At 73.7% G+C, this 15296-nt stretch carries 13 protein-coding genes; 11 read left to right on the forward strand and 2 right to left on the reverse strand.

Features of this window, described 5'->3' with window-relative positions; translation table 11 throughout:
- Positions 1-218: 218 nt before the first annotated feature.
- Positions 219-1487, reverse strand: a complete 1269-nt coding sequence (locus AC5R91_RS16715) for a thioesterase domain-containing protein (RefSeq protein ID WP_495392287.1) — start codon at positions 1485-1487, stop codon at positions 219-221.
- A gap of 262 nt (positions 1488-1749) precedes the next feature.
- Between AC5R91_RS16715 and AC5R91_RS16720 the strand changes: the two genes are divergently transcribed.
- The 6 genes from AC5R91_RS16720 to AC5R91_RS16745 all read left to right on the forward strand — a co-directional run bounded on the left by AC5R91_RS16720 (position 1750) and on the right by AC5R91_RS16745 (position 10210).
- Positions 1750-1884 carry a hypothetical protein gene (locus AC5R91_RS16720; RefSeq protein ID WP_495392288.1) on the forward strand — a complete coding sequence of 45 codons (135 nt, stop codon included), beginning with the start codon at positions 1750-1752 and terminating at the stop codon, positions 1882-1884.
- A complete protein-coding gene (locus AC5R91_RS16725; RefSeq protein ID WP_495392289.1) occupies positions 1881-2396 on the forward strand; it encodes a hypothetical protein in 516 nt (171 codons plus the stop codon). Before AC5R91_RS16720 ends, AC5R91_RS16725 begins: the two co-directional genes overlap by 4 nt.
- A 235-nt stretch (positions 2397-2631) precedes the next feature.
- The gene (locus AC5R91_RS16730; RefSeq protein WP_495392290.1) at positions 2632-4638 is read left to right on the forward strand and encodes a glycosyltransferase family protein; all 2007 of its coding nucleotides are present in this window, start codon (positions 2632-2634) and stop codon (positions 4636-4638) included.
- 352 nt (positions 4639-4990) lie between these two features.
- Positions 4991-6154 carry a TAXI family TRAP transporter solute-binding subunit gene (locus tag AC5R91_RS16735; protein ID WP_495392291.1) on the forward strand — a complete coding sequence of 388 codons (1164 nt, stop codon included), beginning with the start codon at positions 4991-4993 and terminating at the stop codon, positions 6152-6154.
- Positions 6155-6225: 71 nt separating this feature from the next.
- Positions 6226-7845, forward strand: a complete 1620-nt coding sequence (locus AC5R91_RS16740) for a serine/threonine-protein kinase (RefSeq protein WP_495392292.1) — start codon at positions 6226-6228, stop codon at positions 7843-7845.
- A gap of 193 nt (positions 7846-8038) precedes the next feature.
- Complete coding sequence (locus AC5R91_RS16745) at positions 8039-10210, forward strand: protein kinase domain-containing protein (protein ID WP_495392293.1); 2172 nt, start codon at positions 8039-8041, stop codon at positions 10208-10210.
- An 18-nt stretch (positions 10211-10228) separates the two neighbouring features.
- Here the strand turns inward: AC5R91_RS16745 and AC5R91_RS16750 are convergent, their stop codons facing one another.
- A complete protein-coding gene (locus tag AC5R91_RS16750) occupies positions 10229-11164 on the reverse strand; it encodes a helix-turn-helix domain-containing protein (RefSeq protein WP_495392294.1) in 936 nt (311 codons plus the stop codon).
- Between the two features lie 351 nt (positions 11165-11515).
- On the opposite strand from AC5R91_RS16750, the gene AC5R91_RS16755 reads away from it, so the two are divergent.
- From AC5R91_RS16755 to AC5R91_RS16775, 5 genes are all read left to right on the forward strand, one after another.
- Positions 11516-12454, forward strand: a complete 939-nt coding sequence (locus AC5R91_RS16755; protein ID WP_495392295.1) for a class I SAM-dependent methyltransferase — start codon at positions 11516-11518, stop codon at positions 12452-12454.
- 120 nt (positions 12455-12574) lie between these two features.
- Entirely contained in the window at positions 12575-12718 is a 144-nt protein-coding gene (locus AC5R91_RS16760) for a hypothetical protein (RefSeq protein ID WP_495392296.1), read from the forward strand.
- Between the two features lie 400 nt (positions 12719-13118).
- Positions 13119-13601, forward strand: coding sequence for an OmpA family protein (locus AC5R91_RS16765; RefSeq protein ID WP_495392297.1), 483 nt, complete (start codon positions 13119-13121; stop codon positions 13599-13601).
- Complete coding sequence (locus tag AC5R91_RS16770) at positions 13598-14467, forward strand: hypothetical protein (protein ID WP_495392298.1); 870 nt, start codon at positions 13598-13600, stop codon at positions 14465-14467. The genes AC5R91_RS16765 and AC5R91_RS16770 overlap by 4 nt, the downstream gene beginning before the upstream one ends.
- A gap of 259 nt (positions 14468-14726) precedes the next feature.
- On the forward strand, positions 14727-15212 hold the full coding sequence (locus AC5R91_RS16775) for a hypothetical protein (protein WP_011601988.1): 486 nt from the start codon (positions 14727-14729) through the stop codon (positions 15210-15212).
- Positions 15213-15296: the final 84 nt, after the last annotated feature.

Genomic DNA, 15296 nt, shown 5'->3' on the forward strand with positions numbered 1-15296 from the left:
TTTGCGGGCGTTGGTCACCTTTGCGGGCGTGGGCCACCTTTCCGGGCGTGGCCACCTTTGCGGGCGTGGCCACCTTTGCGGGCGTGGGCACTACCTGCGACCATGTGTCGCCGCCGCGGGCACCGCGCGGGCCCCGAGTCCCTCCGACGATGCCCGCCAGCCGGCACCGAGCGGCCGCGATCCCGCTGCCCGCGCGCTTCGTGTCGGGCAGCAGACGCTCAGCGAGCGGTGGTGTCGATGCCCGGCACGGCGGCGAGATCCGCGCGCAGACCGGCGACCACCTCGGTGATCAGAGGCTGGCGAAGGACCGCCCGATGGTCTCCGGGGATGCTCCGAATCGACGCGGGACCGGTGAGCACCCCGCGCCAGGCCTCGATCTCGTCGTGGTCGTCGGCGAGCCAGACGACCGTGCGCCCCTCGTAGGTATGCGGGCGGTAGGCCATCGTGAGAATGCGACCCTGGTTGTGGAAGATGTCGTAGCGGTGCGTCCCGCGGAAGCGGACGACCCCGGCGAGCGGGAGCTCGACGAGCTGCCGCAGCCGGTCGGCCACCACCCGCGGGCTCAGCGCGGGGCCGTCGTCGGCGGCAAGCGGCCCGGGGCCGGCCGAGCTCGGGACGTCGGCCGGCCGGTCCGGGTGCCGGCCCTCCAACTGGCTCGTCGGGATAATCGCGCCGGTGCGGGTCAGCCGGGCGGTGCCCGGCAGGTAGGTGTCGATCAACGCCAGCAGGCCGACCTCGTGGCCCGCCCGCCGCAGCAGCCGAGCGACCTCGAGCGCGATCAGGCCGCCGAACGAGTGCCCGACCAGCAGGTACGGGCCGGTCGGCTGCAGCAGCCGGAGCTCGGCCACATGCCGGCGGGCCGCGGCCGCCACCGACCAGTCCGGAATGCCGCGCTGTTCGAGGGCGCGCGCCTGCAGGCCGTAAACGCGGCGTTCGGCGGCGAAGTGCCGGGCGAACGGCAGCAGGGCGATGGCGGGTGCGCCGGCCTCAGGGAAGCAGAACAGCGGGGTGCCGGGCGCGGCGGCGGACAGGGACACCACGGTGGGATGGCGGTCCGCCTCACCCTGCTGGGCGGCCCAGACGGCGGCGAACCCGGCCGGCGTGCGGGCCGCCACGATCTCCGACACGTCCAGCACCACCCCGAACTCGTCGCGCAGGATCGCCGCGAGCTCGCCCGCGGCCGCCTGCCCGCCAGGGGTTCCCACGACGTCGTCGTGCGGGCCGGTGGCGGCGACCCCGAGCACGCGGGCCCACAGCAGCGTCGCGGCCATCTCATACGGGCCATCCCCCGCCGGGTCGACGGCCGGGACGGGGTCGGTGGAACGTGCGGACGCCGGGACGACCTCGGAAGCCGGGACGACCTCGGAAGCCGGGACGACCTCGGAAGCCGGGATGTCCGCGCGAGCCGTGCCGACATCGGCGCGGTCCGGACTCGGTGACGAGGAATCGGGCAGCCGATCGGCCGCGGACGTGCCCAGCAACGACATCACCCCACAGGACTATGCGAAGGCCACATTGAACACCAGTGCCGAACTAGCCCGACGCACCCGTCGGTGCCGTCCGGTGCACCGGCGTTCCCCGCGCCGCGCAGCCGTGCGCGACCGGCCCCCGCGACCCCGCGACCAGCAGGCGACCGGTCCCGCTCGGCCGGGACGACCCCGGCGCCCCGGTGCGGCGGGCCGGTGCGGCGGGCCGCCCGGTCCCGAGTTGCCATTGACGCCGGCGGGCCTCGGCGTTCACCGTGGACACGTGGGTGATGTGGGCAAACCCGAACGGATCGTCGAGGACGAGCCGATCAGCTTCCCTGATGCCGAGCCGTTGACGATCCCGGTCGTCCCGGCCGCCCCCGCGCCGGAACCTGAACCGGAGCCGGTGCCCGGGTGAGCCTGCTCGGCTGGCGCCAGTGGGCGGTGGACGGCCAGGGGCAGCTACGCCCGGCCTGGACGCCGTGGTCGCCGTTCCCGCCGGGCATGCTGCTGTGGCGGGCCGACGGCATCACGCAGGCACGCTGCCTGCGGACGAAGCGGCCCGACTCAACCACCGCCAGCGAACGGCGGCCGGGGCACGACCGGGTGCCGGACGAGCACCAGGTGCCGGACGAGCACTGCCTGTGCGGCCTGTACGCCTGGCGCACCCCGGAGATCCTCGCCGCGGCGCGGCGGCCTCGCTGGACCGCGCTGCCCTGCGTGGTCGGCGTGGTCCGGTTGGGCGGGCGGATCATCATCGGCGAGCGGGGTTTCCGCGCGGAACGCGGCTATCCCGTCGCCGTGCTCGACCGCCACGGCGTCGTGTCCACCGGCTACGCCGTCGCGAGATATCGCACTTTTTCCGCCCTCGTCGCCGAGTGGACGCCATCCGGGCCCGAGGCGACGGGCATCGATCGAATCGCGGGATGAATCCGGCCAAATAACGCGCCACCGCGGCCGATGTGCCGCCAGCCGGTCGGGACGCGCCCAGGAACGGGTATCTCCTGCGGGACCACTCCCACCAACGCCGGTCACACTGCGCACCACATTCGGTGTGTTTTGCTCCCAATGGAGGTATCCGGGGCGGATATCGTCGGCAACGTCACGCATCCCGACGAGTGCGGGCAGCGCGTCGGGCCGCGGGGCACGCGAGGGGGGGACCGTCGTGACCAGCTCCGAGATCAGCAGTACCGGAACCCCGCGAAGTGGAGTTCCGAAGACCGGCAGCCCGCGGACCGCGGCTGCCGGCGCGTATCCGATGGTCACGCCCGCCGGGCAGCGGAAGCTCTCCACGCCGGACGCCCGCGACCGGGGGCGCCGGCTGGTGCCGCTCGCGGTGGCGCTCGGCTACCTGGTCCTGTCCGTCTGGATCTTCCGCGCAAGTTGGCGACATCTCGGGGAGGTCACCTACGGCGGCAATGACGCCTACCTGTTCTCGTGGTTCCTCGGTTGGACGCCGCATGCCTTCGGCAGCGGGCTCGACCCGTTCCTGACCCACCACATCAACTCGCCCGCCGGTGCGAACATCCTCTGGAGCACGCCGGTGGTACTGCTCGGCCTGCTCGCGGCGCCGATCACCCTGCTCGGCGGCCCGGTGACCACGCTGGCGGTGCTGCTCACGCTCGCCCCCGTGGTCAGCGGCCTCGCCCTGTTCTGGGTGCTGCGCCGCTGGGTCCGCGACGGCCCCGCCGCCCTCGCCGGCCTGCTCTACGGCTTCGGGCCGTACCTGATCGGCAGCTCCTACGGCCACCTGCACCTGGCATTCGCCCCGTTCCCGCCGCTGGTGCTGCTGCTGCTTGACGACCTGGTCGTCCGCGGCCGCAGCCCGCGGCGCACGGGGATCCTGCTGGGGCTCGCGGTCGCCGCCCAGGCCCTCATCGGCGAGGAGATCCTCGCGACCTCGGCGCTGACGGCGGCGGTCGGGCTCGCGGTCCTCGCCGGGCGCAACCGCGCGGTGGCCCGCGAACGGCTGGGCCCCGTGCTGCGCGGCCTCGCGACGGCCGCGCTGGTGGCTGCCGCCCTGCTCGCCTGGCCGCTGGGCGTGCAGTTCTTCGGCGGGCAGCGGGTCCACGGCTCGATCCAACCGTCCGGCATCGCCGTGACCGACCTGTGGAGCTTCGTCACGCCGACGCCGCTGCAGGAGATCGCCCCGGACCTCGCCCTGCGGCACAGTCTGCGGTTCACCGGCAACGCCGTGGAGGTGGGTGGCTACCTGGGGATTCCCCTGATCCTGCTGGCGCTGGCCGCGGCGGTCCGCGCGCGCCGCCACCCGCTCGTCGGCGTCCTCGCCCCCGTCGGCCTGGTGATGGCGGTCCTCTCGCTGGGGGATCACCTACACGTCGACGGCCGCGCCACGGCGATCCCGCTGCCCTGGCTGGTGCTCGAACGGGTGCCCGTGCTCCACAACGCGCTGCCCTCGCGGTTCGCGCTGTACGTGATGATGTGCGCGGCCGCCGTGACGGCCGTCGGCCTGGACCGGGTGGCCGAGCGGGGCCGGCGCACCATCGACGCGGCGGGTGTCCCGCCGGTGGACGGCACGTTCCCGGACCTGTACAGCCCCGTCGGCGGTCGCGGCAGCCCCGTCGGCAGCCCCGTCGGCGGTCGCGGCCGGCATCAGGCTGCCAGCCGGCTGGGGCAGGCCGGGGGGCCGGGTGGATGGCGCGGCCGGCTCGCGCGATCGGTCACCGCCCTGGTGACCGCCGGGGCGCTGGCCACGCTCGTGCCCGCCCCGTTGCTCACCACGCCGGCCCACACGCCCGCGTTCTTCACCGGTGACGGGGTGCGGCAGATTCCGGCGGACGCCACCGCCCTCGTCGTCCCCTACCCGCATCCCCAGCAGGCGGAGGCGATGCTGTGGCAGGCCGAGGCGGACTTCCGCTTCGTCATGCCCGGCTGCTACTGCACCGTGCCGGGGCCGACCGGCCGGGCCTCGTTCCACGGCCCCGGCGACGCCCTGACCTCCGCCCTCATCGACATCGACAACGGCACGACGACGGCGGCGGCCGTCTCCGGATCGCCCCAGATCCGCGATGCGTACGAGCGGCTGTCCCCGGACGCGGTCGTGCTGGGACCGGCCCGCCGGCCGGCCGAGCTGCGCGCGCTGCTGGGCAGTCTCGTCGGCCACCCGCCACGGCACGTCGGCGGGGTCGACCTGTGGTTGCCCGCGGGGTGACCTGCCGCGGGCACCGCCCGCACGCACGCCACGCACCGGGGCCACCCGCCGCGACGCCGACCACACCGACGCCGACCACACCGATGTCGACCGCACCGACCCCGTCGCCGACCACACCGACGCCGACCGCACGGACGCCAGCCGCACCGATGCCGACCGCACCGATGTCGCCCAGCGGACAAGCCGAGCCGCCGGGAAGAATCGCCGTCCGGAAGGTTTTGGCGAGAAGCTGACCGAAGGACGGACAATCGCGCCGCCCGGCCGGGAACCTGCGACGACGATTCCTCTACGATTTCCCGCATTCCGCGACCACGGTTGTCGCCGGCCAACAGTCCAGAGCGGAGGACGCGCGGTGTCGACGGATCAACCGGCGGGCCGCCGGCCGGAACGGCTGACCCGACGCCAACGTGCCGGCGCGGGCGGCGTCGTCGTGCTCGCCGTCGCCGTCGCCGCCGTCCTCGCCGCGACATCCACGCGTTCCTCGGTGGCGGACGGCTGGCCGCCCGCCGGCCACTCGGCATGCAGATCCGTGCAGATCTTCACCGGCAGCGTCGGTTCCCCGTACAACCAGTTTGCCCGGGTGCTCCGTGCCCGGCTGGAGGCGGCGCCGGAACACTTCGACGTCGACGTGGTGGAGACGGCCGGTTCGACGGAAAACATCTACGACCTGGAATCCCCCGAGCCGCCCCGCTGCGGACTGGCGATCGCCCAGCTCAACACCACCGTGGACGCCACCGAGGGGGTGAACCAGTTCGACCCGACCCGCGGCGGTCACCCGGTGGCGGGCCTGCGCACCCTGGGGCCGGTGCACCGGGACCTGCTGCACATGATCGTCCGCGACCGCCCGCTCGGCCCCGACGACCAGCGGGTCGACAAGCTGGCCGACCTGTGCCACCGGACCATCGCGGCGGGCCGCCCGGGCTCGGGCGTCCGCCAGATCGGCGACGTCCTGCTACGGGTCGGGTTGCCCGACTGCCACCCCGATCTCGACGACTCGTCCGTCGACGACGCGCTGCGGCGGCTGTCGGGGGGCACGGTGGACGCGGTCATCTGGGCCGGCGGCGCGGGCACCCGCCAGATCAGGACCGCCATCGCCGCCGGCGCCCGGCTGCGCCTGCTCGATCTTTCCGAGTTCCGGGCCCCGATCACGAAGGACTGGAACACGTTCTACGGCAACCGGCAGCACTTCTACGCCGGCGAGGTGTTCGGCGCCGGCACCCTGGGCCCCGCGGACTACGCCGGGATCCGCCAGATCCAGACCGTCACGATTCCCAACGGCCTGATCGCCCGCACCGACACCGACCCGGCCCTGGTCCGCCGGGCGACCGCCGAGTTGTACCGGGACCAGGGCGACTACGAGGCGGCGCTCTGGGGTACCAACCCCGCGCACCGGCGTATCCCGGACGCCCTGTCTATTTACGAAGGGCCACTTTTCTGCTATATACCGCTGCATCCGGCAGCCGCGGAATACTACCTTCGAGAATTCCGGCGGGTACCGAGCTGCGGCACGACCTGACGTGACCGGAACCCGCAAAAGCATGGTGCCCGAAGGCGGGGCCGCCGGAGACTGGGGCTAGAGGACACACCGTGCTGAGACCACTGACCGACACCGACCCCCGGATGATGGGGCCGTACCGCCTGCACAACCGCATCGGCGCCGGCGGCATGGGCGTCGTCTACCTCGGGTTCGCGGACGAGGATCGGCCGGTCGCGGTGAAGGTGCCGCACGAGGCGTACGCCAGCGATCCGGAGTTTCGCGCGCGGTTCCGCTCGGAGGTCACGGCCGCGCGGCACGTCGAGGCCAGCACCGTCGCCAGGGTGATCGACGCCGAGGTGGAGGGCTCGCGTCCCTGGCTGGCGACGGAGTACGTACCGGGCCCGACGCTGCACGCCGCCGTGCTGGAGCACGGGCCGCTCGTCGACCGGCATCTCGACAACCTCACGATCGGGCTCGCCGCCGCCCTGGAGGCCATCCACGACGCCGGGGTGGTGCACCGCGACCTGAAACCGGCAAACATCGTCATGTCCTGGGCCGGGCCGAAGGTCATCGACTTCGGTGTCGCCCGCTCGGCCGAGTACACCGGCTACACCCAGGCCGGCGAGCTGGTCGGCACGATCGCGTGGATGTCCCCCGAGCAGCTCGACGGGCAGACCGCGAGCCCCGCCGCGGACATCTTCGCGTGGGCCTGCTGCGTGGTGTTCGCCGCGACCGGGCGTCGCCCGTTCCGCGGCGAGACCCAGGAGATCGTCGCGCTGCGGATCGGGGCGGCCGAACCGGATCTCGACGGCACCCCCGACCGGTTGCTCGACGCGGTATCCCGCTGTCTGGCGAAGGATCCCGCTCAGCGCCCCCCGGCCGGCGAGCTCGTCCGGTTGCTCAGCCGGCGGCTCTCCCGGCCCGCGACCAACGGCCACGGAACGCTGGCCACTCCCCCGCCGACAGATCGGCCGACGCCCGATTCTCCGCCGGCCCCTCCCTCGACGCCCGATACGCCGACGCCCGATCCCCTGACGCCCGATGCCCTGAAGCCCCGCCCGCAAGGCGCCGAGGACCGCGACCGTGAGGATCACGACGAGACCCGGTTGGCGCAACCCGGGCCGCCACCAACCCCGCCGCCGCCACCACCATCCACCCCGTTGCCGCCACCGGCCCGCTCGCCGACCCCCGCCGGATCCCCCGCCGACGACCAGGCGAACGGTGATCTTCCCGCCCCACCGGCCGCGCTCACGATGGTCCGGCCGCCGGCCGTGCCGAGCGGGATGCTGGTCGCGCTGCTCGCCGCCGGCGGGCTCGTCGGCGCGTTCGGGATCTGGGCGGCGGGTACCGCCCGGCCGGGCCACGCGGTCCTCGGCCCCGCGGCGGCCACCGTCACCGGGGCGATCTGCGCCCAGATGCTGTTCCTGAGTAACCGGGCGATCGGTGCGGCGGTCACGGTCCTGGCCGCCTTCGCCGGGTCCGGCGGTGGGGTGCTGCTGGCCCGGGCCCTGGACGTCGACGAGCCCGGCCGGGTGCTGCTGTGCGTGGCGGTCGCCCTGGTCGTGGCCGCGGCCGGCGCGTTCGCCATGCTGCCGCCCCGACCGGCCACCACCGGCGCCCGCCCGGATGTGGCCGCAAACCCGACCGTCGCGGGTCCGGCGCCCGATCCGAGGGCGTCGGGGCAGGACGCTGACGACGCCGGGCGCTCCCTGCTGCGCCCGGCGCCCTGACTGCCGGCGGCCGGCCGGGGACGGGCGCCGCCCGCGGCCGCGCCGCGGGTGACCAACACCATGACGACACGACGAAGTCGCAGATCAGTATGGGCGCGCCGGTCGGCGCGAGGCGGCGACCCGGCGCCGGTCGTGATATTTCGGTTCACCTGGGAAGCTGGCCTGCGACAATGAACGAAGCCAAGGGGGTGTCGTGGCTGCCGTTCCGGTAGGCAACCGCGTGGTGGCGGGCCGATACCGACTCGTCGCGCGTCTGGGTGCGGGTGCGATGGGGACGGTCTGGCGCGCCTTCGATTCCGTCCTGGAGACCGAGGCGGCGCTCAAGGAGATCGAGTTCGCCGGCGGCGTCGCGGACGCCGAGCGGGCGGACCGGGTCGAGCGGGCGTTGCGCGAGGCGCGGCACGCCGCCAAGCTGCGCGGCCACCCCCACGTCGTCACGATCCTCGATGTCGTCCTCGAACACGGCCTGCCCTGGATCGTGATGGAGCTCGTGCCGTCCCGGTCCCTGTTCGAGGTCGTGCGCGACGACGGCCCGTTGCCCGCCACCGAGGTCGCCCGGATCGGGATCGCGATGCTCGACGCGCTTGTCGCCGCCCGCGATCACGGCATCGTCCACCGCGACGTCAAGCCGTCCAACGTGCTGATCGGGACGGACGGCCGGGTCGTGCTCACCGACTTCGGCATCGCCACCGGCGACGGCGATCCGACACTCACGGTCACCGGCGTGCTGGGGACCCCCCTCTACATGGCCCCGGAACGGCTCGACAACCGGCCGGCGACCTTCGAGGCGGACCTGTTCAGCCTGGGGGGCACGCTGTACTACGCCGTGGAGGGGCACCCGCCGTTCGAGCGGGACAGCTTCGGCGCGATGCTGGCCGCCATCCTGCTCCACCCGCCCGCCCCGACTCGGCGGGCCGGCGCCCTCGACCCGGTGCTCGACGGCCTGCTGGCGAAGGACCCCGCCCGGCGGCTGACTCCGGCCCGGGCCTGGGAGCTGCTCGAGCAGGCCGCCCGATCCCGGCCGCAACCCGGGGTGAGCCGCGTGGACGCCCTGTCCTGGCACCTGCGGTATTCCGTGCCGCCCGGCGGGGACGGCGACGCGCCGGCCCGGTTCGCCGCTTCGCTACCGGAAGCCTCGGCGGCTCCCGGCTCGCTCCGCGCTGCGAGCCCCACCGGCGCGAGCGGGCCGGCCGGCGGAGTCGACGACTGCGACGAGGCGACCCGGGTGGCGGGCCGCACCAGCCACCAGCCGCCCCCCGACCTGCCGCCGACGCGGTTCCCCGAGCCGCCGGCCACCCCCGCCGCCGCCGGCCCACGAACGGCGTCGGCCGTCGCGCCGCAGCCCGCCGCTGCGGATGCGCCGCCCCGGCCCGCCGAACCGGCACGAGCCGCCGGACCGGGGAGGGCAGCCGAACCAGGGAGGGCAGCCGAGCCGGGGCCAGCGGCCGAGCCGGCGATCGCGGATCGCCCGGCGGCACCGGCGGAGCTCACCGCGGTGGAGCAGGACGGCGCGGTGCTGCTGCGCTGGGCGCCGTCGGTCACCCCGGGGGCGTCATACCGGGTGTCGCGGGTGCTGGCGGACCCGTCCGCGCCCAACGGCCGCCGCGAACGCAGCCTGGGCATCACCACCGGCACCGAGCTGTTCGACGCCGGGGCGCCCCGGGGCGTCCCGCACTGGCACGAGGTGGTCGCCATGGTCGCCGGCGCCTCGGGCCGGCTGCGCTCGACGCCGGTCCGCACGCCGACCCGCACGCTGCTGCCGCCGGTCACCGCGCTGCGGGCCGGCATGTCCGACAATGCGGTCGCGCTGTCCTGGCGGCCCATGCCGGAGTGCGACGAGGTGATGATCGAGCGGACGTTCGCCGAGACCTCTCCGCTGTCGGGGGCGAAGCGCCGCTTCCGCGGCGCCGGCGGCTACTTCCTCGACGAGGACACCGCGCCCGGCGCGGTCTATCGCTACCGGGTCTGGGCGGCCGGGCCGGACGGCTCGGACGCGCTGGCCCCCTCCGGGGCGGCGGAGGTGGTGGTCCGGGTTGTCGCCCGCCCGCGGCCGGTGCTGGACCTGGAGGCGCGCAGCACGCTCGGCGGGACCGTGCTGGGGTGGACGACCGTGCCCGGAGCCATCGTCCGGATCTACGCGACGGAGGCTCCCGAGCAGGCCGGACTGGCCGGAACTGGCCCGTTCGGACCAGCCGACCACGAGGTCGGTGTGGGCTCGTTGGAGGGCCGGGCCCGGCTGGTCGGGCAGAGCCGCCGCGGACGCCTCGTCGACCCGCAGGCGACCGGCACGGTCGTCTACACGCCGATCACGATCGCCGAGGACCGGGCCGTGATCGGCGCGGCGGTCAGCCACAGCGAGGTCTGACCGCCACCGAGGCCGACGTCAGTCCGGCCGGCGGCCGCCGGTCAGCGCCGTGAGCCGAGTCGTCGCGGACAGCAGCCGGTCGACCACGGCCGCGCGCCGGGCCGTGTCCAGGGTCTGCGCGGCGACCAGGCCGAGGGCCACGGTGACGCGACCGTCCCGGTCGAACACGGGCGCACAGACCTCCCCCACGGGCCACGACTTCGCCTCGTCCGGGTCCAGGATCTCGTAGTCCCGCTCGGCGAGGGTCCGCAGCAGCTCGTCCCGCTCCCGGCGCGGGTCCGGGTCGGTCGGCGCGTCCGCGACCTGGTCGACCACGTCGCGCAGTCGCCATCGCAACGCCTCCTCCGCCGTCACCGAGTAGCCCCGTTCCCGCACCACCTCGATCACCCGCCGATGCCGGCACGCCGGCCCCCCCGCCCGGGCCAGGTCCACTGGCACGACGTCCACCGCGAACGCGCCCGCCGGCATCCCGTCCGCGGCGAGCCAGGCATCGACGGCGGCCGGGGGCGCCCAGGCCAGGTGCACGGCGCCGACCGGCGGGCGTAGCGGCAGGGTCTGGCCGACCCGCATGGACAGCCCGAACAGGGCGGAGCGGGGGACACGGGCCAGGACGAGCAGGTTGCCGGCGAAGGTCGTGGTCGCGAACGTCTCGAGGTCGAGGTCCGCGGTCAGCGACTCCAGCTCCGCGCGGGCCAGCCGCGCCAGCCGCGCCCGGTCCCCGTCGGCGGCGGCGACCGCCAGCGCCGACGGGCCCAGGGCGTACGTACGGTGCCCATCGTCGCGGTGGACGAACCCCTGCTCGACCAGGGCGAGCAGCATCGCCTGGCAGGTGCTCTTGTCCATGCCGACGGCCCGGGCCAGCTCCGAGAGCGAGTAACCGGACTCGCCGTGGCCGCCGAGAAAACTCAGCAGGCGGCCGACCCGGGCCGCGGACCCGGACGGCTTCACCGCCACCGTGACGACCTCACCACCGCGGCGCCGGCCGCCACGGCAACCCCACCCGTACGCGCCCCACCCACAGCCACCCCATCCGCAGCCACCCCATCCACAGCCATCGCACCCGCAGTCATCGCACCCGCAGCCATCGCGCCGACCTCGACCGCTCCGACCTCGACCGCCACCAGCGGACCTCCCCATCGTCAGTGATGTTGCGGGATGACCGGGATCATCCCCCGACCGGGCCGGCCGGGCCAGCCGCCGGAGGAGCGTCCGGGCGCACGCGGGCCGCCCCGCGGCGAGGGGCCACGCCAGCGGGGACCGCCCCGGCGGGCGCCGCCGCGCGCCCGGATGCCAGCATGAACCACCGTGGGCAGTCCAGAAGACGACGCCGCGACCAGCGGCACGATCGACAGCGCAGACCTGATCGACAGGGCAGACACGAACAACAATGTGGGCACGGTCGACAGCGTGGGCACGATCGATGGCACCGGCAGCGGTGAGCAGCCACCCGCCTACGGATACCTCGACATAGATCCCGAGACCGCCCGGCGGGCCAGCCGCATCTACTGGGACGACGCGGCCGCGGACTACCAGGCCGAACACGGCGCCTTCCTCGGTGACAGCGACTTCTGCTGGAGCCCCGAGGGGCTGCGTGAGTCCGAGCTGCGCCTGCTCGGGGACGTGGCCGGCCGCACCGTCCTGGAGGTCGGCTGCGGCGGCGCCCAGTGCGCGCGGTGGCTGCGGCGCCAGGGAGCCCGGGTGGTCGGCTTCGACCTGTCCGGCGGGCAGCTCGCCCAGGCCCGCGCCTACGCGGCCCGCACCGGCATCGAGGTGGCGCTGGTCCAGGCCGACGCGGTCGCGCTCCCGTTCGCGGACGAGAGCGTCGACGTGGCCTGCTCCGCGTTCGGCGCGGTCCCGTTCGTGGCCGACAGCGGGGCGGTGATGCGGGAGGTCGCCCGGGTGCTGCGGCCCGGCGGGCGCTGGGTGTTCTCGACGACCCACCCGTTCGTGTGGTGCCTGCCGGACGACCCGGACGAGAACGGGCTGCGGGTGTTCCACAGCTACTTCGACCGGCGCGCCTACACCGAACACGACGAACAGGGCCAGGCGATTTACACGGAGACGCATCGCACGATCGGCGACCGGGTCCGTGAGATCGTCGCGGCCGGGCTGATCCTGCACGACATCATCGAGCCGGAATGGCCGGCCGGCCAGGAGCGAACCTGGGGGCAGTGGGGGCCGATGCGCGGCGGGTACGTGCCCTCGACCTCCATCTTCGTCACGAGCCGGCCACCGGCCCGCTAGTTTTCGCCACCCGGCTGGTGTTAGGGCATCGATCCCGGGCAAACCCTCCTCAGGCGTCACCGGATAAGCCGGAAATGGCTCGAAGACCGGCCCGGAAACCGACGAAGGGGAGGCATCACCATGAAGATTCTGCGTCGCATGCGACACGGGGTTCGGCACGACGTCAATCAGGCGGACCGCTCCGCCGCCCGCGGGCTGCGACGCCTGCGCCGCCGGCGCAGCCGGACCGCCTCCACCACCACGACCACCGGCACCCGCTACTGATCGGCACTCACCACTGATCGGCACTCATCGCTGATCGACACCCGCTGCTGATCGCAGTCGCGGCGACGGACCCGGGCGACCCCGGGGTTCTGGACGGGCGCCCGTCCAGAACCCCGGGGTCGTCTGCCGTCTGAAGGTCTCCCACCGGCGAACCGCCGCAGCCGGCGAACACGAACACCGGTCGGCACGGACGCGGCGAGCGAGGAACGCTCCGCTCAACGCGACGCCGCTTTGTCCCACGGTGCACACAACGCCCCAGGGCGCGGGGAGGTACCCCGATCGCCCCCGTTATGGTGAGCCCCGCATTCGCCGTTGGGGGCAGACCGTGTATCACGCTCACTCCACACCCGGAGATGCCACGTTCAGGCGCGGCATTCCGGGGGTTCGCGCGTGCACTGGTGTGGCGCTCGCGCTGGCGCTGGTCGGCCTCGCGGCCGGGTGCTCCGCCAGTGACACCGCCGCGTTCACCCCGGCGCCGCACGCCACGCGGGTCGCGCCCACCGTCGAGGCCGACCCGCTGCCGCCGCTGAGCAAGTTCATCACCCGGCCGGACGGCAGCCAGGTGACGACGGTCAGCGCCGACTACCTGTTCGACTCGAACAGCAGCAAGCTGCGGGGGGAGGCGATGACCGCGTTGCAGCAGGTCCTGCCCGCGATCCGGGAGCATCCCGGCCCCATCTCGGTGATCGGCTACAGCGACGGGCTGGGGCGGACCGAGGACAACCAGAAGCTGTCGCTGGAACGGGCGAAGTCCGTCGAGGCGTGGCTGGCAACGCAGAACATCCCCAGCTCCGTGCTGGATGTCGAGGGCAGGGGCGAACAAGGCGCGCAGGACGGCGTCGCCGACGCGAGCCGACGCCGAGTGGAGATCGTGCTTCGATGACGTGCGACGTTTCCGCCGGTCCGCCGGTGACCCCGGGCGCGGCCGGGACGGGTGAAGCCGCGGCCCGGCGCCGGGGCCGCCGCCTGCGCGGCCGGTTGGCCGGGCTGGTGGCGGCGGCCATGCTGGCGACGCCGATGCTCGCCGCCTGCGACGGCGGCCTGCTCGGCACGTCCAAGGCGGACGGCCCGCTCGACTGCTCCAAGTACCAGGAGTCCACGCCCGCGGCCGGCGCACCGCTGCTGCTGGTACTGCTCGACGTGACCGACAACTCGGCCGCTACCGCGCAGCGCGTCGCGACCCGGGTCCAGCCCTACCTCGACACGGCGCTGAAGAACGGCGCCTACATCCGGCTCGTCGCCAGCGGCGGGACGGCCATGACGTATTCGGACTGCTTCCATGGCGACCGGATGTTCCAGATCAAACGGAACAACAACCGGCGCGAGGAGAAGGATCGGGTCGCCGCCGCCAAGGCCCTCGGCACGGAGATCGACCACGTCGTCCAGACCGAGCGGATCAGCACGAAGGGCAGCGCCACGGGTCTGCTCGCCGGCATCAACGATGAGCTCAACACCGTCCGCTCCACACCCGACGTGAAGGTCACCGACGTGACCGTCCTCGTCTGGAGCGACCTGCTCGGCACCGGTCAGGACTCCGACTGCCTCAATGTCGACGGTAAGAAGGCGTCCGCGTCCATCGCCGAGGCGCTGGTGAAGCGGTGCTTCGAAACCCAGCAGATCACCGCGGTGGGCAACGACAAGGTCCGGTTCCTCGGGGTCAACGAGGGCGCGGCGGATCGGCCGCAGCAGGATCTCGCCCGTTACCTCAAGGGCGAGCTGTGTCGACGGATCAGCAGTGACTGCAGCTAGCTCCACCATCACGGCCGACCCCGCCATCCCCACCGACCCCGCCGACCCCGCCATCCCCACCGACCAGGCCATCCCGACCATCCCCACCGACCCGACCGACCCGACCGTCCCAGCCGCCCGTCCGCCCACGTTCGTCGCGGCAGTCCCCGAGCTCCCGGAGCATCCCGTCCGCAACCGCCGCGGCACACACCACGCCGATCCATCCGAACCGCTGCTGGCCACGACGGCGCCGGTGGAACTCAAGCCGAGGAGACGACCGATGGGCGTTCTACACGAGCCCGAGGACCAGCATTTCAGCCCGGCACTGATGCGATCGACGGTCGTGATCACCGGCTGCCTGGTCATGCTCGCGGTGCTGGAGATCTGGGTCTGGTTGACCCTGTCGTCCCCGTTCGCGAAGGTCTCCGTCACTGGATCGATGATCGTGACGGCGCTCAGCTTCTTCATCACCGGCAACACCTTCCGACTGCGCGACATCCGGCGCCGGGTGGGCAACCGAGCTCGGGCCGGCCGGATCGCCCCGATCGACGCGTTGTCCACCCTGCCGCCGCGGGAGACGATCGCCCGCCGCTTCATGCTCGGCGCCGTCGGCGCCGTGGTCGGCGTCGGCACCCTCGTGCTGACCATGGTCTTCTCCGGCGACGAACAGCAGGGGGCGCGGGAGGCCATGGTCGCCTCGGTGCTCGGCATCGTCTGCGCCATGCTCTGCTTCGTCGGCGGCACCTTCGCTCGCCCGATTGACTGACCGCTCATCCCCATTGACTGACCGCTCATCCCCATTGACTGACCGCTCATCCCCTCGACTCACCGCTCATCCCCCATCGACTAA

Source organism: Frankia sp. BMG5.60 (assembly GCF_059428125.1).

Coding starts and splice junctions, on each gene's coding strand:
- AC5R91_RS16715 (WP_495392287.1), bottom strand. CDS start 1,487: ATGTCGTTGCTGGGCACGTCCGCGGCCGATCGGCTGCCCGATTCCTCG.
- AC5R91_RS16760 (WP_495392296.1), top strand. CDS start 12,575: ATGAAGATTCTGCGTCGCATGCGACACGGGGTTCGGCACGACGTCAAT.
- AC5R91_RS16770 (WP_495392298.1), top strand. CDS start 13,598: ATGACGTGCGACGTTTCCGCCGGTCCGCCGGTGACCCCGGGCGCGGCC.
- AC5R91_RS16775 (WP_011601988.1), top strand. CDS start 14,727: ATGGGCGTTCTACACGAGCCCGAGGACCAGCATTTCAGCCCGGCACTG.